A 22,426-nucleotide genomic window follows, 5' to 3' on the forward strand; every position below is an offset into this window, starting at 1 on the left:
GGAGCCGTCCATGTCCGTGGAAACGGGCGCGGCCAGTACCAGGGCCCCCGCGCAAGGGCCGCCCCGCCGCGAAAGCGGCGTATCCAGCCTTTTGCGCTGGGGGCGTCCCCCTCCCGCGTAGCGAGAGAGGGGGAAGGCGCCGTAGGCGACTCAGGGGGTGTTGCTCATTGTGTCGCCAGGCTCAATTCCGCACGCGGTGTCCACTTTTCTGCCTGTTTGCCCGCTTTGGGTGCCGCGACAAACAGCCGCTCCACCGGCAGCTTTTGCGACACCAGGTACGCGCGGATCGCCTGGCCGCGCTGCGTGGCCAGGTCGGCGGCCATGGCCTCGGTGGCGGGCTGGTTGGCCAGCAGCAGGGCTTCCATCTCGGGCACGGTGAGGTCCTTGGCCATGCCGACCAGGTTGCGCGGCTTGGGCATGTCGGCGCGGCGGTACACCTCCTTGAGCAGGGCGGGGTATTCGGCGGCCGATACGGGGGCGGTATCGCCGGGGCTGGCGCGGCGCTTTTCGGCCAGCACCAGTTGCCGCAGGTGCTCGCGCTGCAGGCCTTCGCGCTCGTCCTGCAGGCTGGCCATGCCGGTCACGGTGATCTTGAGCGCGGGTCGGTCGGTCAGGGCCTTGACCACCTTGCCCAGGTTCTGCTCGGCCTCGGGCGTGAGCGTGGCGCTGCCCGGGGCAAAGGGCACGTTGCTCATCTCGTCGCCACCGCCAAACGCGCTGGCCAGCAGGCTGAAGGGCGAGGTCAGCGCCTTGCCGATGAGGTTGACGATGATCTTGAAGATCACGGGGCCGATGCGGAACTGCGGGTCGTTGAGCGAGCCGCTGATGGGCAGGTCCAGGTCGATCACGCCCTGGCGATCGGCCAGCAGGGCCACGGCCAGCTTCACGGGCAGGCTGTTGGGGGCGCCCTCCACGGGCTCGCCAAAGGTCAGCTGGTTGAGCACCAGCCGGTTGCTGGCGGTGAGCTGGCCGTTGGGCAGCACCTTGTAGTTCACATCCACGCTGAGCTTGCCGCGCTCGATGCCGTGGCCCGCGTATTTGACGGAATAGGGCGTGAGCGGGGGGAGCTCCAGGTCGCGCACCTTGCCCACGATGTCGAGGGCCAGCGGTTTGGCCAGCGGGTTGAGCTTGCCGGTGACTTCGAGCGATGCCGAGCCCTCGGCGCGGCCGCGCAGCTCCAGGTCGGCCAGCACGGGCTCGCCGCCCGAGGCTTCGGACGAGAACGCGCTGAGCTTGCCAGTCAGCTCCGTCAGGTCGGCCGAGTAGTTGGGCTTGATGAAAAAGTCCGAGAACAGCACCTTGCCGTTGACCAGGCTCACGGGGCCAAAGACCACCACTGGGGCCAGCGGGTCGGCCTGGGCCACCGCCGCAGGGGCAGGGGCGGTGGGCGTTGCCGATGCGGTTGAGGCGGGGGCTGATGCCGTGGGGGCGGCCGTGCTGGCTGCGGCGCTGGCCGCATTGGCCGCCCGTGCCTCGGCCGGGGTCTTGGCAATGTCGCTCAGGTTGATGCGGCCGGCCTCGTTGATGGTGACCCGGGCAAAAAAGTCCACCAGGCTGGTCTCCTTGACCTCCACGCGCGGCGCGGTGCCGGGGGCGGTGGCCACGGCCAGGCCGCGCAGGTTCAGGCTTTTCCAGGCCAGCAGTTCCTCACCCACCTGGGCCTCGGTCTTGGGGGTGAAGGCGGCGGTGCTGTTGGCCTGCAGGTCTTCCAGCACGGCATCACCGCTCAGACGCAGGCTGACTCCTTTGTCGGTCTGCGCCAGGGCCACCTGGCCCCGGTAGCCCACGTCGGCGCGCAGCAGTTCTACCGACAGCTGGCTGGCCAGGTAGCCGTCCAGTGCGTGCAGCGGCAGGCGGGTGGCGTCGAGCTTGCCCTGGGTGGTCAGCGGCTGCAGGGCCAGCGTGCCCTGGTAGTCGAGCTTGCCCGGCGCGGCCTTGCTGCCCTTGCCCGGTGCGGCGGCGCGGGCGGTGAGCATGAAGGCTTCGGGCTTGCTGCCGTCGCTGGCCAGGTTGCGGGCGGTGATGCCCAGGGCCGTCACGTCCAGCGCCACGGGGCGCGGCTGGGCGTTGTCGGCCAGCGAGACGGTGCCGCCCTGCAGCGAGAAATCGGCCACGCGCAGCTTCCAGGGTGTGCTGGTGCTGGCGGGTGCTGCGTCAGCCGTTGCCGCCGGGGCCGTGGTGCTGCCGGGCGCTGCCTTCAGCCAGCGCTCGAACATCCAGCGCCCGTCGGCGCCCCGTTCCACCGCCAGGTGCGGCTGGCTGATGGCCAGGCGCTCCAGCGTGGCAGTGCGCGCATCCAGGGGCACCTCGGCGCCAGCAACCTCCAGCTTGCCCAGGCTGGCCAAGGTGGCCTTGCCTTGCTTGACGGCCAGTTGCTCCAGCGCCAGGGGGCCTGCCTTGAGGGTGACGCCGGTGGCGCCCGCCTGCGCGGCCTGTGGCGTGGGCGCTTGCCAGGCCACACCCACATCGCCGCTGAGCTGGCCGGTCACCGTGGGCTCCAGCGTCTGGGCCAGGTAGGGTGCGGCCAGTTGCAGGGCCAGGGCGTTCAGGGTGGCGTTGACCTGGGCCTTCTGGTCCGTGGCTTCGCCGGTGAAGCTGAGCGTGCTGCCTTGCAGGTTGAGCCCGCCTTTGAAGCTGAAGGGCTTGGCGTTGTCCTTGGCAAAGGGCAGGGCGACATCTGCCGCATCCAGCGTGATGTCGGTGGCCTGCAGGGCGGCAGCGGGGCGCGTGGTGGCGTCGGCCCAGCGCAGGGTGCCCCCACGCACGGCGGCGGTGGCGACGTCCACCGCCCAGGCGGGGGCGGCTGCCTTGGCCTTGGCTTTGCCTGTGGAGGCGGGGGACGCTGGGGCGGATGCTGCGCTGGCCGGTGGCGAAGCGGCAGTGTCAACTGAGGCGGATGCCGCAGGTGTGGCGGGCTTGCCCTTGGCGGGCGTGGAATGCTGCGCTGGCGGGGTGGGCGTTGCCAGTTGCGCCAGGTTGATCTGACCGCTGGCGTCGCGGGTGGCGGTCACCACGGGCGCCGTCAGCTCCACATGCTGCAGGCGCACCACCTGGTCCAGCGGGCGCACATCGGCCATGTCGATCTTCAGGCGCTCGTAGCTCAGCAGGTCGGCGCCCTGGCGGTCGGCCATGCGCACACCGCTGGCCTGTACGGTGCCTGTCAGCTTCACGGCCATGCGCGGGTGCTGTTCGAAGGCCACCTTCACATCCGCATCCAGTGTGGCACCCAACACCTTGACGGGCAGGTTGGCCGGCAGGTAGCCCAGGTAGGGTGCGAGGTTCAGGCCATCCAGCCGGATCTGCGCGTCGGCTTTGCCGGTCTGTGCAAACGGCGTGCCCTCGGCGGAGGAGTCAAACCGGCTGCCGTCCAGTGTGAACGCCAGGTGGGGCTCCACCTTCACCTCGCGCTGCGAGGGCAGGGTGCTGATGAACGGCACTTTCAGCGCCAGCGCACGCACCTCGTGGGTCTCGCTGACGGTGTTGTCGATGAAGTCGATGCTGCCGCCGGTGAGCGCCAGGTTGTAAAGCGCCAGGCGCGCGGGGCCGGTGTCTGGCTCGGGCTCGCTCTTGGGCGCGGTGACCTTGGCAATGATGTCGTCCACGTCGTAGCGGCCATCGCCCAGGTGGGTGATGCGCAGCACGGGGTTTTCGATGGTGAAGGCGTCCACCACGGGCGCCATGCGCAGCAGCGACTGCAGTTCGCCGTCGGCATAGACGCGGCCAATGGTCAGCTGTGGTGGAGCTCCATTGGCGCCTGCCACGGTCACGTCACGCAGGGCGAATTCCAGGCTCCAGGGCTCAAAGTCGATGCCGCCCACCGTCACGGTGCGCCCCAGTTGCTCGGACGCGATGCGCTCCAGCGGGCCCTTGACCAGTGGCGGAATGGCGAGCCAGGTGATCAGCCACAGGGCGATCAAACCCGCCAGCGCGCGGACGGCGGGGCGGAACCAGCGGTGCTGGCGCAAAGAGGCAAAAGAGACGGAGCGCAGGGAGATCGGCATGGCGGCAGGCAAGGGTGGGCGCCGCAGCCCCGGAACGTTGAGCCGGTCACCGCCGCCCGAGGGCCGGGCGGGTGCTGCGCGCGGGCGCTATTGTCCCCGTTGTCAGCCTGCCTGCGTAAGCCAATGCAACGGGCGGCTGTGGTGGCTCAAGATTGTTGACAGTGAGTGCGGTCGTCCGTGACTGCGCTCACTGGGCAAAGCCCGGCACCACCCTGCGGGTGGTGGCTCAGGACCGTGTCTTTTGGTGCGCACTCACTTGCGCTGCGCACAAGTGAGTGCACCCCAAAGAAAAGCGCTCCTCGCTGCGCTCACTGGGCAAAGCCCAGTACCACCCGCCGGGTCGTTGCGCTCTTTTTCTCGATTTTGGTCACCACAATGCTGCCGATCTCCGACGTGTTGGCCACATGCGTGCCGCCACAGGGCTGCAGGTCGATCAGTGGCGCGTCGGCTTCGCCGCCGATGCGGATGGTGCGGATGCGCCCGGTGCCGCGTGGGGGCTGCACGCTCATGCTTTTGACCAGCGCGGGGTTCGCGTCCAGTTCTTCATCGCTGATCGAGGCCACGGTGAGTGGGTGCGCGGCAACCACCAGGGTGGCGATGGCGGCGGTCAGCTGCTCCTTGTCCAGCGGGTCTGTCATCGCAAAGTCCAGCCGCGCGTAGTCGGGTGTGATGGAGCAGCCGTTGACCAGCTGCGGCACCACATGGCACAGCAGGTGGCTGGTGGTGTGCAGCCGCATCATGCGGTGGCGGCGCTCCCAGTCGATGCGGGCCGTGACGGTGGTGCCGGGCGTGAGCTGCGCCACGCGGTCTTCCTGCCCGGGGGCGGGGATGTGCACGATGTCGCTGGTGGGGTTGCCGTCGGCGTCCTTGCCCTTGCGGGTGTCGGCAATGGTGATCTGTGTGCCGTCTGCCAGCACCAGCACACCGCTGTCACCGGCCTGGCCGCCGCCCAGGGGGTAGAACACGGTCTGGTCCAGCACGATGCCGGTATCGGTGACAGCGGTGATGTGGGCGCTGCATTCGCGCAGGTAGGCGTCTTGGCGGAAGAGGTCTTGGGTCATGGTGGCATGTTAGCGGCGCCAGTGGCCGTTTCCCAGAGGCCGGCAGCGCCGCTACCATGCACGCATGACTTCTGCTGCCTTGACTCCCTTGCCCTCCCGCTTCTGGGCCGACTTGTCCACCCGTGATTTCGCGGCGCTAAAGGCCAGCGGGCGGGCTGAACAGGTGGTGGCCGTGCTGCCTGTGGCGGCTGTCGAGCAGCATGGGCCACACCTGCCCCTGTCGGTCGATGCGACGCTGCTGCAGGGCGTGATCGATGCCGCGCTGCCGCAGCTGCCCGCCGAGTTGCCCGTGCTGTTCCTGCCGCCACAGAACGTGGGCCTGAGCCCGGAGCACATCCGCTTTCCCGGCACGCTCACGCTGTCGCCCGCCACGGTGATCGCGCTGTGGACCGAGATCGGCGAGTGCGTGGCCCGCGCGGGCATCAAGAAGCTGCTGCTGTTCAACGGCCACGGCGGACAGGTGAGCGTGATGGACATCGTGGCGCGCGAGCTGCGCACGCGCTGCGACCTCATCGTCTACAGCGCCAGCTGGTTCAGCCTGCCGCTGCCCGATGCGGTGGCGGGCCAGTTCAGCGCCCAGGAGCACCGCTTTGGCATCCATGCGGGCGACATCGAGACATCGATGATGCTGCACCTCGCGCCCGCCACCGTGCAGATGGCACAGGCGCAAAACTTCCGCTCCACCTCGCAGGACCGGTCGGAGCGCTATGTCATCCTGGGCAATGGCAAAAGCGCCAAGCTGGGCTGGCAGATGCAGGACTACCACCCGGCGGGTGCCGTGGGTAACGCGGCCGCAGCCACGGCCGACAAGGGACAAGCGGTGGTGGACGCTGCAGCGCAGCAACTGGTGGCGCTGCTGCAGGAGCTGCAGGCGCTGCCGCTGTCTACCCTGGCGGATGGCCCCCACTTGCGCTGAATCGGTTTGATATATTTTTCATAGCTTCCGGCGCATGATCCACTAGCGCAAGCGACCTGAAAGGCTCAGAAAAACGAAATATCGGTGCTCAGGCGTGCGTCACCCACTGCGCGTGCTCCAGCTCGTTCAGGTGCGGCAGCGTGTTGAAGGTCTGCAACATCAACCGCTTGGGCGAGATGGAGAACTCCGTCACCGCGCTGTTGCGGATGCGCATGTTCAGCGCAATGGTGACCTCGGGCGCCGTGCCCAGCACCTCGCCCACGGCGGTCGAGATGGGGCCGCCGCTGCTCACCAGCAGCACGTTCTGGCCCGCATGGTGGTGGCGCACATGGTCCAGCGCGCTGCGCACACCGGCCGAAAACTCGTTCCAGCTGGGCATGCCCTGGGGGCTGATGACGCCTGCCATCCACTGCGCCAGCGCGTCGCACAGGATGCGAAAGTGCGCGCGGTAGCGCTCGGGCGTGTCGGCCGGGCCCAGGGGCTGGGGGTGGATGGCGGCGATCAGCGCATGGCTGTCGTATTCATTGAGGCCTGGCAACTGCAGCACTTCGGGGGTGGTCTGCAGGCCCTCGGCGATGCCTTCCAGCGTCTGCGTATGGCGGCGCAGCGTGCCGGTGATGACGGCGTCAAACCCCAAGCCGCGTGCGCGCCAGTGCTCGCCCAGGCGCACTGCCTGCTGGCGGCCCAGAGCGCTGAGCTGGTCGTAGTCTTCCGCGCCAAACGAGGCCTGGCCGTGGCGCACAAGGTAGAGGGTTCCCATGAACGCATTGTGATGAGCAAGTTGACTTGAGGTTTGTCACTGGAGCGACTTCGGGACAGTCTGCGACCGCGCGTTGTTGCTGTGAGGAACGTCTTTCAAGCTCCGCATTCAGGTCGCCGTAAACGCTTTTTCTGCCTTTCCCCGTAGCTACAATTTGCGGAGCAAGGTTGGAGGGGAGGCTGGATGGCAATGCGCCGGGCCAGTAAACCTTGCTGTCATCTGTCACATCAAAAACCATGAAAAAAACCATCTACATCGCGCTGGCTGTTTCCATGCTCATGACCGGTTGCGCGTCGGTCAACATGGCCACCAAAGAGCAATCGGCCGCAGCCAAAGAGTTTCAGCAGCCACCGGCAGGCAAGGCCGGGGTCTACCTGTATCGCAACAGCGTGTTGGGCAAGGCGTTGACCAAGGACCTGCGCATTGACGGCGCTTGCGTCGGTACCAGCGCTCCCGACGTGTTCTTCTACGCGCAGGTCGAAGGCGGCAAGACGCATACCGTCGAAACCGAGTCTGAGTTTTCTCCGAACAAGCTCGAACTTCTGCTCGAGTCAGGCAAGAACTATTTCATCCGCCAGTTCATCAAGATGGGTGTCTTTGTCGGCGGCGCCGATCTCGAGCAGGTGTCTGAAGAGCAAGGCAAGGCGGACATCGCGAAGCTGGAGCTGGCTGAAGGTGGCAAGTGCCGCCCACCCGTGAAGTAACTAGCGTCCTTCGCACATCAAAGAAAAAGGGGGCCTCGCGCCCCTTTTTTTGTTTGGCTGTTTTGCGGGCCAGTCAGGCAGCTTGCAAAGCGTGTGCAAACACCGGCGCATCGACGTTTCCGCCCGTCAACGCCAACCCCACGTTCAAACCCTTCAGGCGGTCGTGCTCCTGCAGCGCCGCCGCCAGCGCCGCAGCACCTGCGCCTTCGGCCACGTTGTGGGTGTCGGTGAACAGGGCATGCATGGCGGCGGCCACCTCGGCGTCGCTCACCTGCACGATGTGGTCGATGTGTGGCGCCATCACGGCCAGGGCCTCGGCATCGGCCACGCGGCAGGCCATGCCGTCGGCGAGTTGGGTGGTCACCGGTGCCTCCACCACGCGGCCTGCGGCCAGCGAATCGGCATAGGTGGTGGCGTGGCTGCTGACCACGCCGACCACGCGCACGGGGTGCTGCAGCGCCAGCTTGGCGGCGATGGCCGAGCACGCGCCCGAGCCCTGGCCGATGGGCACGTACACCACATCGAGCTGCGGCACGGAGCGCAAAAATTCCCACCAGTAGGTGCTCACGCCCCGCAGCAGGTCGGGGTGGAAGCTGGGCACCATGTGGGCCCCGCGCTGGGCTGCGAGCTGGATAGCGTGTTCGCGCGCTTCCTGAAAGTCGTCGCCGTGTTCGATGAGCGTGACGCCCAGCGCGCGCATGGCGGCGTTCTTCTCCACCGAGTTGCCGCGCGGCACGACGATGGTGCAGGCCACGCCGTGGCGGCGCGCGGCCCAGCCCATGCTTTGGCCGTGGTTGCCGCGCGTGGCGCTGATGACCTCAGAGGGCAGCGTGCCGCGCTGGGCGAGCTGGTCAAAGTAGGTCAGGCCGCCCCGGATCTTGAAGGCGCCCACGGGCGTGTGGTTCTCGTGCTTGAGCCAGCAGTCGGTGCCCAGGCGCTGGCTGAGCAGGCCCCAGCGGTACTGGGGCGTGGCGGCGAAGTCGCGGTACACCACCTGGGCAGCGGCTTCGATGTCGGCCAGGGTGGGCAAGAGGGATGCGATGTCGAGGCGGGCGTTCATGCGGCGGCTTTCTTTTCGGTGAGGAGGCGCAGGGCGAGCAGACCGAGCACGGTGCCCATGAAGTAGCGCTGCGCGCGCATCCATGCGGCGTTGCGGTTGAGGAACAGCGCCACGCGCGCGGCGCCCAGCACCAGCAGGGCGTTGACGGCAGCGCTGGTGCTGATCTGCACGGCGCCCAGCGTCAGGCTTTGTTGCAGCAATTGGCCGCGCTCGGGGTGCAGAAACTGGGGGAAGAACGACAGGTAGAACATGGCCACCTTGGGGTTCAAGAGGTTGGTCATGAAGCCCATGAGGAACAGTGTGCGCGGGCTGTCGTGCGGCAGGTTGCGCGCTTCAAACGGCGCAGCGCCACCAGGCTTGACGGCCTGCCAGGCCATCCACAGCAGGTAGGCAGCCCCGGCGTAGCGGATGGCGTCAAACGCCAGCGGCACGGCCGCCAGCAGCGCGGTGAGGCCCAGCGCCGCTGCCAGCAGGTGCACAACAAAACCCAGCACCACGCCGGTCAGCGAGATGAGCCCGGCGCGCGGCCCCTGGGTAAGGCTGCGCGAGACGCAGTACACCATGTTGGGGCCTGGCGTGAGCACCAGCACTAGGGAGGCGAGCGCGAAGAGCAGCAATTCCTGCAAGGAAAACAGCATGGCGGTTTACTCCTGGGGGGTGAACGAAGTGAGGGTGACGGGGCCCCGTGGCGTGCTGAGCTGGGCACTGAGGCGCGGAGCGGCGTACGGCGTGACGAGGACGGAAGCGGCCACGCCCACCGCATTGCACGCCGCCTGCAAGGTGGCGGCTTGCGGGTGCTGTAGTGCGAGTTGTTCCAGCTGCACGCCACTCGCGGGCAGGCTGTCGCAGGGGTGCGCCGCGCCCCACTGGATGAGGGTGGGCAGGCATCCGTCCATCAGGCGCAGGCCGTCGTCCCGCACGGTGATCTGCCATTGCAGCAGGCCATGGGGCGTGGGGCGGCTGGCGGTGATGACGGCGCCGCGATCCATGTCCAGCGCTGACAACGCGGTGCACGCGGCAGCCACGTCGGGCACGCTGGCCACCCAGTGAATGAGTTGGGGGCCGTGTTGGGCCACCTGGGCCTGCAGATTGGCATCATCCATGTCAAACCAGCGTCTTGCGCTAGTGGGTATTGCTTTAGATGCTCCTGGGTTGATAGCAATGATCTCCAGGTAGGCGCGCGAATGCGCCGGGCTGGAGACGTTGAAGATGCGGTTGTGGGTGCCCATCAGCGGGTGTTCGCCGCCCGCCGTGGGGGTGATACCCAGCGTGCGTTCGCACCAGGCCACGCCGCTCGCCAGGTCGGCCGCCAGCACGACCAGGTGGTCCACGCAGGGGGCGTGTTGGGTGGTCGTGGCGGTCACAGCAGCACCTCACCGGCCATGCAGGTGACCGAGCTGCCGCCGACCCAGATGGTGTCGCCGTCCTGCTCCACAAACACCCGCCCGGCGCGGCCCAGGCAGGTGCCCTGGGCGGCCACATACTGCGTGGGGGCCAGCCCGGCGCCGATGAGCCACTGGGCCAGCGCGGCGTTGAGGCTGCCGGTCACGGGGTCTTCGGCCAGGCCGTTGTTGCCGGGGAAGAATGCGCGCACTTCAAAGGCGATGCCTTCGGCGTCGGTGCTGCCAATGACACCCACCTTGCCGCGCGGGCCGACCACGCCCACGTCCAGCTGGCCCAGGATGCTGGCGTCAGGCTTCAGCGCCAGCACCTGCTCGCTGCTGCGCAGCATCACACCCCGCCAGTTGGGGCCGTTGTCGCACCAGGCGTGGTGCAGGATGTCGCTGCGCGCCACGCCCAGGCCCCGGGCAATCAGCGCCACGTCGTCTTCGGCCAGCGGGCCGCTTTGGATGAGGGGCGGCGCGGCGAAGGCCAGGCGCTCGCCGTCCTGGCGCAGCGTGACCAGGCCCACGCCACACTCCTGCACCACCTGGCCTGCCACCTGGGGCTGCCCACCGGCCTTCAGCCACGCATGGCAGCTGCCCAGTGTGGGGTGCCCCGCAAAAGGCAGTTCGCGCCCGGGGCAGAAGATGCGCACGCGGTAGTCGGCACCGGCGGCGCGCCCTTCCGGGGTGGGGGGCAGCAGGAAGGTGGCTTCGGACAGGTTGGTCCAGTTGGTGAAGTCCTGCATGGCTTCGGTGCTGAGGCCGGAGCCGTCCAGCACCACGGCCAGGGGGTTGCCACGGTAGGGCGTGGCGGTGAATACATCGACTTGCTGGAACGGGCGTTGGTGCATGGTGGTCAGGTCCTTGGTCTATCAAACGGGCAGTGAAGCGGGATGGGTCGGGCACGCCGGGGGCTCACCGGGGTGTGGCCCGATGTGCAAGCAGGTGGTTGTGGCTCGGCGCTCTGGCGAGGCCGAGGGGGAAATCAGCCGCTGGGGCGCGGTGCAGTGCGGTGCGGGGTCATAGCAGCACCGTGCCTTCGATGCAGGTGACGGCTCGGCCGCCCACCCACAGCTGGTGGTCATCGTCCTGGCGGATGTGCACGCGGCCCGCGCGGCCCAGGCATTCGCCCTGGGCCACCAGGTAACTGCGGGGGGCGAGGCCATCGGCAATCAGCCATTCAGCCAGGCTCGCGTTGAGGGTGCCCGTCACCGGGTCTTCGGGGTTGCCCATGGGGGCGGCAAAGGCGCGCACCACCACGCCGGGCTGGGCGGTGTTGCTGGCGGCAGGGCCCACATGGATCACGCCCACGTCCTGGCCCAGATCCTTCAGGCGGGCGTGGTCGGGGTGCAAGCCCAGCACCGTGTCAGCGCTGTCGAGCAGCAAGCCCAGCCACACGGGGCCGTTGTCCAGCATCTGCGCACCCAGAATCTGCTGCGGGCGCAGGCCCAGGGCGCTCGCGATCAGCGGCACCAGCGCGGGGCTGGGGGCGCTGCGCTTGAGCGGGGGGGCGGCAAACGCCAGGGTGTCGCCGCTCAGTGCGATGCGGACCAGGCCCAGCGCGCATTCCTGGATCACCATGCCGTCCTGCTGCGGGCGGTGGCCTGCCTGCAGCCAGGCGTGGCAGGTGCCCAGCGTGGGGTGGCCCGCAAATGGCAGCTCGCCATTGGGGCTGAAGATGCGCAGGCGGTAGTCGGCCCCGGCCGCGCGCCCGGCGTCGGTGGGCGGCATCAGAAAGGTAGTTTCCGACAGGTTGGTCCAGGCCGCAAAGCGGCGCATGTCGCTGTCGCTCAGGCCGTCGGCATCCAGCACCACGGCCACAGGGTTGCCGTAGCCGGGGCGGTCGCTGAAGACGTCGATCTGCTTGAAGGGGCGCTGGTGCATGGTGAGGCGCGGTCAGGAAAGGGGTTGGTCCAGTACCCCGCGGGCGCCGGGGCGGGTGCTGACCGTGTTGTACCACCGCTCCAGGTGGGGGCGTGCGGCGCGTTCTTGCGGCAAGCCCCACCAGCGGTGGATCTCACAACCCACCGGGATGTCGGCCATCGTGAACCGCTCACCCGCCATGAAGGGCTGGCGGGCCAGGTGGGCGTCCAGCAGGGCCAGCAGGGGCTCCGTGACCGCCACCGACGCGGCGATCAGCGCATCGTTGCGCTGGGCCGCAGGCGTGCGGATCCACTGAATGAAGGCGTCGCGCCCGGCCGGGTTCAGCGTGGTCTGCTGCCAGTCCATCCACTGCTCGGCCACAAAACGCGAGGGAAGGTCTTCGGGGTACAGGTTGCCCAGCGAATGCCGGGCGCACAGGTAGCGCACGATGGCGTTGGACTCCCATAGCACCACGCCCGTGTCCTCGTCCTCAATCAGCGGCACCAGGCCATTGGGGTTGAGGCCCAGGTAGCGCGCCTCGCGCACGATGCCGTACTGGCCGCCCGCGTCGGTGCGCTGCACCGAGGGCAGGCCCAGCTCCTGCACGGCCCACACGACCTTGCGCACGTTGATGGACGACAGGCGACCCCAGAGCCTCAGCATGGTGAATCAGCCCTTGCTCTCGCGGATGGCTGCCGCCAGCGCCGCGATGCCGGTGGCGATCTGCTCGACGGTGGAGGTCACGAACGACAGCCGCAGGGTGCGGTGGTCGGCGTTGTCGGCATAGAAGGCCGCCCCGGGCACAAAGGCCACATTGCGCTCCACGGCCTTGGGCAGCAGCTCGATGGCGCTCATGCCTTCCGGCAGGCGCACCCACAGGAACATGCCGCCGTCGGGGCGGTTCCAGTGCACGCCCAGGCCCTGCATTTCCTTGTCGAGTGCGGCCAGCATGGCCTCGCACTGCTGCTTGTACAGCGCGCGGATGGTGGGCACATGGCGGTCCAGGAAGCCGTCCTTCATCACTTCGGCCACCAGTCGCTGGTTGTAGCCGGGGGTGTGCAGGTCGGCCGCCTGCTTGGCCTGCAGCAGCTTGGGGTACACGGCCTTGGGCGCCACGATGTAGCCCAGGCGCAGGCCGGGGGCCAGCACCTTGGAGAACGAACCCATGTAGATGCAGCCGTCGGGGTTGCGGGCCGTGAGCGGGGCCGGCGGCGGTGCGTCGAACCACAGGTCGCCGTAGGGGTTGTCTTCCACCAGGGGCAGGTTCAGCTCGGCGGCGGCGGCCACCAGCTCGGTGCGGCGCGCATCGCTCATGGTGCGGCCGGTGGGGTTTTGGAAGTTGGGCAGCACGTACAGGAAACGTGCCTTGTTCGCGCCCGTGCCCACCTTGGCGCGCAGGTCGTCGATCAGCACGCCTTCATCATCGCTGGCCACGGACACCACGTTGGGCTCCATGGGCGTGAAGGCCTGCAGCGCGCCCAGGTAGGTGGGCGTTTCCACCAGAACGCGGCTATCGGTGTCGATGAGGATCTTGGCGATCAGGTCCAGCGCCTGTTGCGAGCCGGTGGTGATGAGGATCTGGTCAGCGTCCACGTCCCAGGGCAGGAAGTCGGCAATCGCCTGGCGCAGCGGGCCATAGCCTTCGCTGGCGGCGTACTGCAGGGCGCCGGGGCCGTCGTTGGCCAGCACGGCGGCAGAAGCGGCAGCAAACGCGGAGACCGGGAAGGTCTTGGGCGATGGCAGGCCGCCCGCCAGGCTGATGATGCCGGGCTTTTCGGTGACCTTCAGGATTTCGCGGATGACCGAGGGGTTCATGCGCTCGGCACGGCGTGCCAGGGTCCACGTGCTGTTGGTGGGAAGGTCGTTCAGTTTCACTCTCGTCTCCTGCGGGTGGCCGCCTGGGCCGCTTCGGTTGCAAAGTTGTCGTCAAAAAATGGGTGTGCAGCAGCCCTGGCGGGTGCGTTCACACCTTCTCAGTCCACGATGAACAGGGTGGCGCCCTGTGGGGAGGTGGACCGATGGGGTTCTGCATTGTCCGCCACCTGGTAACTCATGCCGGGTGTCAAGGTGTACTGGCGGCCGTCGGCCAGCTCGGTGTGCAGCTCGCCGCTCAGGCACAAGAGCACATGGCCCTTGGTGCACCAGTGGTCGGACACGTAGCCTGGCGTGTACTCCACCATGCGCACGCGCGCCTCGCCAAATGTCTGGGTGCGCCAGAAGGCCTGGCCCGCTGCGGCGCTTTTTTCTTCGCGCGGAATGCTGGCCCAGTCGGTGGTGGCAAAGGGAATGTTCTGCAAATGCATGGTTTTCAGTCCTTGATCGACACCACGGCCTCGATCTCCACCGCAAAGCCACGCGGCAGGGAGCCGACACCGACGGCCGAGCGTGCGTGCCGTCCTGCATCACCAAACACTTCCACTAGCAGGTCGGAGCAGCCGTTGATGACCTCGGTGTGCTGCATGAAGTCGGGTACCGCATTCACCATGCCCAGCAGCTTGACCACACGGCGCACGCGCGAGAGGTCTCCGAGTGCTGCCTGCATGGTGGCGATCAGCTGCAGGCCCACTTCGCGGGCGTGCTGACGTGCCTCGTCGGCACTGATCTCGCGGCCCACCTTGGGGACCACCACCATGTCGTTGCGCAGTGGCGAGCCTTTGCCCGACAGGTACAGCGTGTTGCCGTCCAGCACATAGGCGTCAAAGTTGCCGCGCGGGGCGGACACGGTGGGCAGCACCAGGCCCAGCTGTTGCAGTCGCTGTTCTGGGGTCATGGCACTCATGCGGGGGCTCCTTGTTGTTGAACGGGCATCCGTTTGCCCACGAAGACGGTGGCGATCACGGCCACTGCAAACACCAGGGTGACGGCATCCAGGTGTTCGCCCAGCAGGGGCACTGCAAACAGCAGGCTCAAAAAGGGCTGGATGAGCTGGATCTGGCTGACCCGCACGGCACCCAGCGCCAGGGCGCGGTACCACGCAAAGAAGCCGATCCACATCGAGAACAGGGCCACATAGAGGAAGCCCGCCCAGCTCATCGCGCCAATGCTGGAGGGGACGGCGGGAGCGAACCACCAGGCCACGGGCAGGGTGAGTGGCAGGCAACACACCAGCACCCAGCAGATGACCTGCTCGGCCCCCAGGCGGGGCGTGAGGCGGGCGCCGCCGATGTAGCCCAGGGCGCCTGTGGTCATGGCGATCAGCAGGTAGATGTTGGCTGCGCCCAGGTACAGGCCGCCCGCACGCCACACCATGAAGCCCAGCACCAGCCCGCTGCCCAGCACTGCACAGGCCCAGAAGCCTGCCGAGGGCCGCTGCCGGTACCACAGTGCACCCAGCAGGGCGGTGGACAGCGGCAGCAGGGCCGTGACCACGGCGCCATGGGTGCTGGGCACATGGCGCAATGCCAGCGCCAGGAACAGCGGGAAGCCGACAATCACGCCAAACGCTGTGATGCCCAGCAGTGGCCACTCGGCCCGCACCGGCAGGTTCAGGCGCCCTTGCGTGCGCTGCCACAGCAGGTAGCCAATCGACAGCAAGCCGGCCACGGCGGCACGCCCGAACGTGACGAACCAGGGGGACAGCTGGGGCGCATCGGTAGAGCCCACTGCCAACCGCGTCATGGGCAGCGTGGCCGCAAACAGCGTGACGCCGACCAGGCCCCAGAGCAGGGCTTCTTTTTCCTGTGCGCGGTTCATAGGGTGAGCATCCAGTACGCAGTGAGCACCAGCACGAGTGCCAGCGCGCGGTTGAACCACAGCAGCCGCGCGCCCTGCGCCAGCCACTGGCGCAGCAGCGAGCCCACCAGCGCATAGACAAAGTTGCTGGTGAAGGCGAACACCATCATCACGCCGCAAATGATGGCCAGGCGCTCACCCGGGTTGGCGGCGGGCTGCCCTGCGGCATTGACCACCCAGCCTGCGCTGAGCGTGAGGGCCAGCATCCAGGCCTTGATGTTGACAAACTGCAGGCCTACGCCTTGCCAGAAGGTCACGTTCAGGCGCGACGTGTCGATGGCGGTCATCTGGCCTGCGCGGCTGAGCTTGAAAGCCAGCCAGAGCATGTAGGCCACGCCCAGCAGCGTCACCGCCCAGCGCAGGGCGGGCACGCCGGTGATGAGGGCACCCAGGCCCAGCCCGCTGCCCAGCATGAGCAGCGTCCAGCCCGCAGGCACCGCAAAGCAAAAGCGCAGCGCGCGCTTGAGCCCGAGGTTGGCGGCCAGCGCGGTGGACAAGGTGGTGTTGGGCCCCGGCGAAAAGCTCATGGCGGTGCAAAACAGCAGCAGGGCGGTGAGTTCAGCGACGCTCATGGTGGGTGCGGGAAGGGGTGGGGGACTTGTGGGGGATTTGCCTTCAATGTAATCTTGCTACCAATACACAACCAGTACAGACAGTCGGCGCAGTTGCAAATCTGTATTGCCCGGCAAAACAATACACACCGGCGCCTGGCGGCGCAGCGAGCGGAATGCCACCATGCTGATGAAATCGTCGACCCAGTCGCTGACCGAACAACTGTCCGCCCGGTTTGCCGAGCGCATCCGCAACCGCCTGATGGCGCCGGGTGCACGCCTGCCGTCGGTGCGCCAGTGCGCGCAGCAGCACGGGGTGAGCCCGTCCACCGTGGTGGCGGCCTATGACCAGCTGCTGGCGCAGGGCCTGGTGGAGGCGCGCAAGAACCGGGGGTTTTTTGTCCGCGAAAGTGGCCGAGCGGTGGATGCAGCCGACGGCGACCTTGACGCGCGCCCGCGCCCCGACGACCTGGCTCTGGAAAGTGCTGCCGCCAACTGGAGCACGGCGCACTGGTTTGCGGCGCGTGCCGCCGGCAGCGCGGGTCCAGGGGTGTCGCCCGTCAACGCCACGGCGCTGATCCGGGGCATGTTCCACAAGATCAGCGACAAGCCCCAGCCCGGCATGGGGGTCTTTCCGCCCGACTGGCTGGAGTCCACCTTCATGCCCGCCGCCGTGCGCAAGGTCACCAACTCGCGCGCCCTGCAGGAGTTTTCGCTGCAGTATGGCGAGCCGCTGGGCGATGCAGGCCTGCGGCGCGTGCTGGCCAAAAAGCTGTCCACGCTCAACGTGCACACGGTGCCTGAGAACATCATCACCACCGTGGGGGCCACGCATGCGCTGGACATCGTGAGCCGCACCCTGCTGCGCCCGGGCGACCCGGTCATGGTGGAGGAGCCCGGCTGGGCAGTGGAGTTTGCGCGGCTGGCCGCCTTGGGCATGCACATCCTGCCCGTGCCGCGCCGCGCCGATGGCCCGGATCTGGAAGTCATGGCGCGCTACTGCGAGGTGCACAAGCCCAAGCTCTACGTGAGCGTGAGCGTGTTTCACAACCCCACGGGCTACTGCCTTACGCCGGGCAGTGCCCACCGCGTGTTGCAGTTGGCCAACCAGCACAACTTCCATGTGGTGGAAGACGACACCTACAGCCACATAGCGCCGGAGCACGCCACGCGCCTCACGGCGCTGGATGGCCTGCAGCGCACCATCTATGTGAGCGGCTTTGCCAAGATCCTGGCGCCCAACTGGCGCATTGGCTTCATGGCTGCGCCGCCTGCGCTGGTGGAGCAATTGCTGGACACCAAGCTGCTGGCCACGCTGACCACCCCGGCGCTGCTGGAGAAGGCCCTGGCACTGTGCATCGAGCAGGGCCAGCTGCGCCGCCACGCCGAACGCATCCGCACCCGGCTGGATGCCGCACGCGCGCGCAGCGTCAAGCTCGCCCTGGGGGCGGGCTGCACCTTTGCGGCCGAGCCGGTGGGCCTGTTTGGCTGGGTGGAGACCGGGGTGGACACCGATGCGCTGTCGCAGCGCATGCTGGACGAAGGCTATCTGCTGGCGCCCGGTGCGTTGTTCCATGCCGAGCGCAAACCCAGTACGCTCATGCGCATCAACTTTGCAACGACGCAGGACGCGGCGTTCTGGCGCATCTTTGAGCGTGTGCGGGCTGAGCAAGGGCGGTGAGCCGCAGACATTGCCCTGGGGTCGCGCAATCGCATGGTGGTGTCGCCCACCGAAACCGGCGCAGGGGCCTACTTTCTTTCCACTTCCAGGTCAGACAACACCCGCAGCAGCGCGCGGTTGACCTCTTCCAGGTCCATCTCGAAGGTCTCGCACAGCTGGCGGATGGCGCTGGCGTCATCTGTCTCCAGTGCACACGCCATCTGCAGACCGCCGGTGTAGGGGCCAGTGCGCAACACGGTGGCGTCGTAGATGCGTTCGGACAGGGGCAGGCGCTTGAGGATGGTGCCCAGGGGCTCGCCCAGCAGCTCATCGAGCTGGGAGAGCAGGCCACACAGGTAGATCTCGCGGCGCAGGTCGTTCTCGATGCCCGCGTCCAGCAGCCGCGCGGTGAGCTGTGCGCGGATCACCATGGCTTCGCGCACCGGCTGCATGTTGGCCTCGGTGCTCGCATGGGGCAGCTGGTCGGACAGCCAGCGCTTGATGGAGCTGTAGCCCATCATCACCAGGCCCCGGCGCAGCGAATCAATGCCGGTGCGCAGGCCCAGGGCGGCCGAGTTGGTATAGACCATGAAGCGGTACGCGAGCAGCGGGTCCTCGCCCATGATGTCTTCAAAGGTTTCCAGCGACTGCTCGTCGTCGATGGCCTTCATGAGTTTGAAGATCACCGCGTGCGAGGGCTGCTGCGGGTGGTGGCGCAGGCTGTAGAGCACGTCCTCCGTCGGCCACCCAGCCAGCGCCATCGCGTTGCCCTGGTCCAGACAGTGCTCCATGAGTGCCCGGCTGGCGATGTTTTCGTACATCTGGCCAGCCAGCACCGGGCTGGGGGTGCGTTTGGCAACAGGTCCTGCTGCGGCGGCGGCACTGCCTGGGCGTGGGGGCGTGGCTTGCAGCGCAGCCACGGCGTCTTCCGGGCGCAAGGTCAGCAGGCTGTTGTCGAAGCAGCGGGCAATCTCGGGCTCGGGCAGCTTGTCCATGTCGCCCCGCCACACCATGCGCAGCCCGCGCTGGTGCGCGGCCTTCACGCGGTCATAGATGGCAGAGTCCGACAGCCACTCGCCGCGCACCTCGATCCACGGTGCAGCCCGTGGCGCGTTTTCGAGCAGGTCGCACAGCAGCTGGCGGGTCTGTGCCGAGATCAGCAGCGGCGGCGAGCTGGACGACCACAGCTCCTGCAGCGTGCGCAGCAGGTGCCCGCCATCGACGGTTGCCGAGGCCTCGTTGTGGGCATACAGCTGGATGCCTGCGAGTTTGCGGGCGCGGTTCCACAAAGGGCGGTAGCCCAGGATCAGGCTACCTAGGACGGATTGGACCATGGGCTCTCAGGCAAAAAAACAGGGCCAGCCAGCGCTCGCGGGATGGGTGTCGCCACGGTGCACCAGCCGGTGCTGAAGCCTGCTGGCACAGGGTGCGATGGGCTCTGCGCCCGAACACCCTCTGCCGCACAGGCTCCTAGCCAATAAAGTTGAACAGCGACAACTTCTGAACCTGCGCATAGGACTTGAGTGCAGCCTCATAACCCACCTGCTGGTTCTGGAAGTCGGAAATGCCCTTGATCATATCGAGATCCTCTGCCCGCGAACGGTCGCCTTCCAGCTGGATGGAGCGCTTTTCCTGGTCGCCGGTGATGCGGTCTGCGCGATTGAGCAGCTCGCCGGCGTAACTGCGCATGTTGTGTACGCGCTCCAGTCCAATATCGATGTTGGCCAGTGCCTGCCCCACGGCCTGGATGGCGCCGTTGTTGTTGGGAGCGTTGCGGATGCCATTGATGGCACTGTCCATGGTGCTGAACATGCTCGCGCTGGGCTGCAGGGTGACGGTATCCCCGTTGGCCGGGTTGCCCTTGATGTCGAAGGAAAGCCCCGGAATGCCTGGAACGGAGATGGTGACCGGCTTGTCGGTCGGGTAGTCCGGCACCACCACCGGGGCGGAGACGGCGCCCGTGGTGGTATTGGTGATGGTGTACGTGGCTGTGCTGGTGCCCGTGGTGGCGCCTGGACCCACTGCGCTGAAGGTGACGGTGTAGTTGTCACCCGTCACCAAAGCTTTGTTGGTGGGCGTGATGGCCGTGGTGGTGAGCTGTCGGCCGACCGGGATGTTGCTGACCCCGGCGGTGTAGACACTGTCGCGGGTGGGGTCGAACATGAAGGCAGAGTCGCCGTCGAGGGCCCCCGGTACCGTCACGCCGTTGCTCGCCGTCTGACCCGGCAAGCCCTGGAAACTGTAGTCGGGGGAGCTGCTCAATGGGCCCAGGAACGGCGCCAGCGCGCTGCCCAATGCACTCAGCAAGGGGATGCCGTTGGTGTCTTTCCGGTTGGCGACTTCGAGCAGCTGTTCCCGCAAACCCTGGAGTTGGTTGGCCACGGTGGCCCGGTCGTTGGGAGTCATGCTGGCGTCGCCCGCACTGACCACCAGCTCCCGAAAGTTCTGGATCAGATTCACCGCGTCGCCCAGTGAGGATTCACCCTGTGCAATCGCATTGCGCTGGGTCTCCAGCGCACGTTGTTCGGTCTGGATGCGCGACAGGCGGTTGAGGGCCCGCTCGGCCTGGGCTGCCGACACTGGGTCGTCGCTGGCGCGCACCACGCGTTTGCCTGACGTCAGGTTCTCTTGCAGCGTGGTGAGGCTGGTCTGGCGCGCGCCCAGGTTGCGCAGCGCGTTGTCGTACATGTTGGCCGTGCCGACGCGGTAGATGTTTGTGCTCATGTCGAACTCCTCACGCCAGGGGCGGAATTTATCGGCCCAGGCCCTGGATCAGCGAATCAAAAATGTTCTGCGCAATCTGGATCATCTTCGCCGAGGCTTGGTAGGCCTGCTGGTATTGGATCAGCTTGGCGGCCTCTTCGTCCAGGTTGACTCCCGACACTGCCGTGCGGTCGCGCTCCAGGTTGGCGGCAATGGTGGAAGACAGCTGTTCTGCAAACTTGGCACTCTGGGTGCGCGTTCCCACCTGGGCAATGGCACCCGCATAACCGTCGGTGAGGGTGGACTCGTCAAACATTTTCACGTCGCGCAGGCCCATCAGGGCATTCGCGTTGCCTGCGTTGCGGGTGTAGGCGTCTCCGTACTGCGGGTCCAGCGCATTGCCGATCACCACGGTGTCGCCCGTCTTGGGGGTGCCCTGCAGCGTGATTTGCCAGCCGTTGATCGAGATGGGCTGGCCCGAGGTGTAGGGCTGCGCAGTCGCCAGCGAGGTGGGTGGCGCGGTCCCGCGGTCGAGCACATCGTAGGTTGTGGGCGGCCCGGCGGTGAACTGCAACTGGATACCCCCCAGGATGGGCGGAATGGCTGCTGGGTTGGCATTTGCCGGCAGCACCAGCCCCGGCGGGTTGGGCAGGCCCGTGGCCTTGAGGCTGCCCAGCTGCATGGTGCCGCCGTTGGCCGTGCCCATGGCGGCGTTGATGGGGTTGGCGGCGGCCAGGTCGCGCGGCGAATACACCAGCGCCTGGATGTTGTTGGCAGCCGTGCTGAACGGCTTGAACAGCATGCGCTCGCCAGGGTTGCCGGGCGTGGTGAGGTTGAAGTTGAGCCCATCGATCTGCAGCGTGGCCAAGTTGGCAGCGCTGGTGAACGGGGTTGATTGGCCGTCGGACAGGCGCACCACCTGCCCGGCCGTGCCCGTGGTGAAGCGGATCTCATAGTCGGACGCAGCAAACTGTGTGGGGCCGGTGAACGACACCGTGCCCACCCCTGCGCCGTTGGTGTGGCCCGGCATGCTGGTGGGAAAGGCGAACAGATCCTTGCCTGGCACGCCATCGAGCGTCAGGCCCAGGTTCTGCTGATCGTTCATCGTCATGCCGATGGCCAGCGCCATGCGGCCCAGCAGATTGCGCCCTTCGCTCAGGTCCGTGTTCTGAAAGCGCAGCAGGCCCGAGACGCTGCCACCGCCCAGCACGTTTTCGTCCAGCTCCACGGGGGTGGCGCCGGGGCGGTTGAAAAACAGCTTGGACTGTCCGCTGCCCGGGAAAGTCGTTGCATCGTCGATCGACAGGCTGGCGGCCGTGCTGCCCAGCACCAGGGGCTGGCTGCCCGCCACGAACAGGCCCACGGTGCCGTCATCCGCCGGGATCTGGGTGGTCTGCACATACTGGTTGATGTCGCGGATGATCTGGTCGCGCTGGTCCAGCAAGTCGTTGGGGCTCTGGCCGTTGCCGGTGGCCCGGGCAATCTGCTCGTTGATGGCCGCCATCTGCGTGGCCAGGCTGTTGATGGCGGTCACGCTGCTCTGCAGCTGTTCCTTGACGGTGTACTCGATCTCGTTGATCCGGTCGCTCGCGGTGCGCATGCGTGCGGCCGTTTCGTCCAGCCGCGTAAGGACCACCGTGCGTGCCGTGATGTCGGTGGGACTGCTGACCACGTCCGAGAACGCGTTCATCATGTCGTTGATGGCGGCGCCCAGGCCCTGGGTGCCGCCGCTGAACACTTCCTGCAACTGGCTCAGGCGCTGGGCGCGGACGGCGTCGGCCGCCTGGGTCGATCCAGCCGCGGCCGACTGGCGCGTGAGCAGCTCGCTCTGGTTGCGCAAGATGGTCTGCACATCCACGCCCTGGCCGATGTAGCCACCGCCCGTGAACTGGCCCTGCACGGTCTGCAGCACCACCGTCTGGCGCGAATAGCCGGGTGTGTTGACATTGGCAATGTTGTGGCCTGCCGTCTGCAGGGCCACCTGGTTGGCCAGCAGGGCGCGGGCGCCGACGTTGAGCAGACTCATGGCT

General features: G+C 67.3%; 20 protein-coding genes. 3 read left to right on the plus strand and 17 right to left on the minus strand.

Annotated elements, in window-relative coordinates:
• Positions 1-164: 164 nt before the first annotated feature.
• Positions 165-4,001 carry a DUF748 domain-containing protein gene (locus CLU87_RS00595; RefSeq protein WP_099729157.1) on the minus strand — a complete coding sequence of 1,279 codons (3,837 nt, stop codon included), beginning with the start codon at positions 3,999-4,001 and terminating at the stop codon, positions 165-167.
• Positions 4,002-4,309: 308 nt separating this feature from the next.
• Positions 4,310-5,062 carry an alanyl-tRNA editing protein gene (locus CLU87_RS00600; protein ID WP_099729158.1) on the minus strand — a complete coding sequence of 251 codons (753 nt, stop codon included), beginning with the start codon at positions 5,060-5,062 and terminating at the stop codon, positions 4,310-4,312.
• 64 nt (positions 5,063-5,126) lie between these two features.
• On the opposite strand from CLU87_RS00600, the gene CLU87_RS00605 reads away from it, so the two are divergent.
• Positions 5,127-5,978 (plus strand): creatininase family protein, encoded by an 852-nt coding sequence (locus tag CLU87_RS00605; protein ID WP_099729159.1) that lies wholly within the window; start codon positions 5,127-5,129, stop codon positions 5,976-5,978.
• Positions 5,979-6,066: 88 nt separating this feature from the next.
• Here the strand turns inward: CLU87_RS00605 and CLU87_RS00610 are convergent, their stop codons facing one another.
• Positions 6,067-6,738, minus strand: coding sequence for a histidine phosphatase family protein (locus tag CLU87_RS00610; protein ID WP_099729160.1), 672 nt, complete (start codon positions 6,736-6,738; stop codon positions 6,067-6,069).
• Between the two features lie 236 nt (positions 6,739-6,974).
• On the opposite strand from CLU87_RS00610, the gene CLU87_RS00615 reads away from it, so the two are divergent.
• Positions 6,975-7,442 (plus strand): DUF2846 domain-containing protein, encoded by a 468-nt coding sequence (locus CLU87_RS00615; protein WP_099729161.1) that lies wholly within the window; start codon positions 6,975-6,977, stop codon positions 7,440-7,442.
• Positions 7,443-7,515: 73 nt separating this feature from the next.
• On the opposite strand, the gene CLU87_RS00620 is transcribed toward CLU87_RS00615, so the two are convergent.
• The 11 genes from CLU87_RS00620 to CLU87_RS00670 form a co-directional block, all read right to left on the minus strand.
• Complete coding sequence (locus tag CLU87_RS00620; RefSeq protein ID WP_099729162.1) at positions 7,516-8,502, minus strand: threonine dehydratase; 987 nt, start codon at positions 8,500-8,502, stop codon at positions 7,516-7,518.
• A complete protein-coding gene (locus CLU87_RS00625; protein ID WP_099729163.1) occupies positions 8,499-9,140 on the minus strand; it encodes a LysE family translocator in 642 nt (213 codons plus the stop codon). Before CLU87_RS00625 ends, CLU87_RS00620 begins: the two co-directional genes overlap by 4 nt.
• Positions 9,141-9,146: 6 nt before the next feature.
• On the minus strand, positions 9,147-9,866 hold the full coding sequence (locus tag CLU87_RS00630) for a VOC family protein (RefSeq protein WP_099729164.1): 720 nt from the start codon (positions 9,864-9,866) through the stop codon (positions 9,147-9,149).
• Positions 9,863-10,738 (minus strand): PhzF family phenazine biosynthesis protein, encoded by an 876-nt coding sequence (locus tag CLU87_RS00635; RefSeq protein WP_099729165.1) that lies wholly within the window; start codon positions 10,736-10,738, stop codon positions 9,863-9,865. The genes CLU87_RS00630 and CLU87_RS00635 overlap by 4 nt, the downstream gene beginning before the upstream one ends.
• 169 nt (positions 10,739-10,907) lie before the next feature.
• A complete protein-coding gene (locus CLU87_RS00640; RefSeq protein WP_056065622.1) occupies positions 10,908-11,771 on the minus strand; it encodes a PhzF family phenazine biosynthesis protein in 864 nt (287 codons plus the stop codon).
• Positions 11,772-11,783: 12 nt separating this feature from the next.
• Positions 11,784-12,413 (minus strand): glutathione S-transferase, encoded by a 630-nt coding sequence (locus CLU87_RS00645; RefSeq protein WP_056747994.1) that lies wholly within the window; start codon positions 12,411-12,413, stop codon positions 11,784-11,786.
• Between the two features lie 6 nt (positions 12,414-12,419).
• Entirely contained in the window at positions 12,420-13,625 is a 1,206-nt protein-coding gene (locus tag CLU87_RS00650) for a PLP-dependent aminotransferase family protein (protein WP_199170770.1), read from the minus strand.
• A 98-nt stretch (positions 13,626-13,723) separates the two neighbouring features.
• Positions 13,724-14,053 (minus strand): DHCW motif cupin fold protein, encoded by a 330-nt coding sequence (locus CLU87_RS00655; protein ID WP_056065628.1) that lies wholly within the window; start codon positions 14,051-14,053, stop codon positions 13,724-13,726.
• 5 nt (positions 14,054-14,058) lie between these two features.
• The gene (locus CLU87_RS00660) at positions 14,059-14,529 is read right to left on the minus strand and encodes a RidA family protein (protein ID WP_056065629.1); all 471 of its coding nucleotides are present in this window, start codon (positions 14,527-14,529) and stop codon (positions 14,059-14,061) included.
• The gene (locus tag CLU87_RS00665) at positions 14,526-15,443 is read right to left on the minus strand and encodes a DMT family transporter (RefSeq protein ID WP_056065632.1); all 918 of its coding nucleotides are present in this window, start codon (positions 15,441-15,443) and stop codon (positions 14,526-14,528) included. Before CLU87_RS00665 ends, CLU87_RS00660 begins: the two co-directional genes overlap by 4 nt.
• Entirely contained in the window at positions 15,440-16,054 is a 615-nt protein-coding gene (locus tag CLU87_RS00670) for a LysE family translocator (RefSeq protein WP_056747996.1), read from the minus strand. The genes CLU87_RS00665 and CLU87_RS00670 overlap by 4 nt, the downstream gene beginning before the upstream one ends.
• A gap of 163 nt (positions 16,055-16,217) precedes the next feature.
• Here CLU87_RS00670 and CLU87_RS00675 point away from each other — a divergent pair, with 163 nt between their 5' ends.
• Entirely contained in the window at positions 16,218-17,714 is a 1,497-nt protein-coding gene (locus tag CLU87_RS00675) for a PLP-dependent aminotransferase family protein (protein ID WP_099731969.1), read from the plus strand.
• 68 nt (positions 17,715-17,782) lie between these two features.
• Here the strand turns inward: CLU87_RS00675 and CLU87_RS00680 are convergent, their stop codons facing one another.
• The 3 genes from CLU87_RS00680 to flgK all read right to left on the minus strand — a co-directional run bounded on the left by CLU87_RS00680 (position 17,783) and on the right by flgK (position 22,422).
• Complete coding sequence (locus tag CLU87_RS00680; RefSeq protein WP_099729166.1) at positions 17,783-19,027, minus strand: HDOD domain-containing protein; 1,245 nt, start codon at positions 19,025-19,027, stop codon at positions 17,783-17,785.
• Positions 19,028-19,163: 136 nt separating this feature from the next.
• Positions 19,164-20,417: a flagellar hook-associated protein FlgL gene (flgL, locus tag CLU87_RS00685; RefSeq protein WP_056065641.1), complete on the minus strand. Its 1,254-nt coding sequence runs from the start codon at positions 20,415-20,417 to the stop codon at positions 19,164-19,166.
• Positions 20,418-20,445: 28 nt separating this feature from the next.
• Entirely contained in the window at positions 20,446-22,422 is a 1,977-nt protein-coding gene (flgK, locus tag CLU87_RS00690) for a flagellar hook-associated protein FlgK (protein ID WP_099729167.1), read from the minus strand.
• Positions 22,423-22,426: the final 4 nt, after the last annotated feature.

This window comes from Acidovorax sp. 59 (genome assembly GCF_002754175.1).
Classification (GTDB): Bacteria; Pseudomonadota; Gammaproteobacteria; order Burkholderiales; family Burkholderiaceae_C; genus Acidovorax; species Acidovorax delafieldii.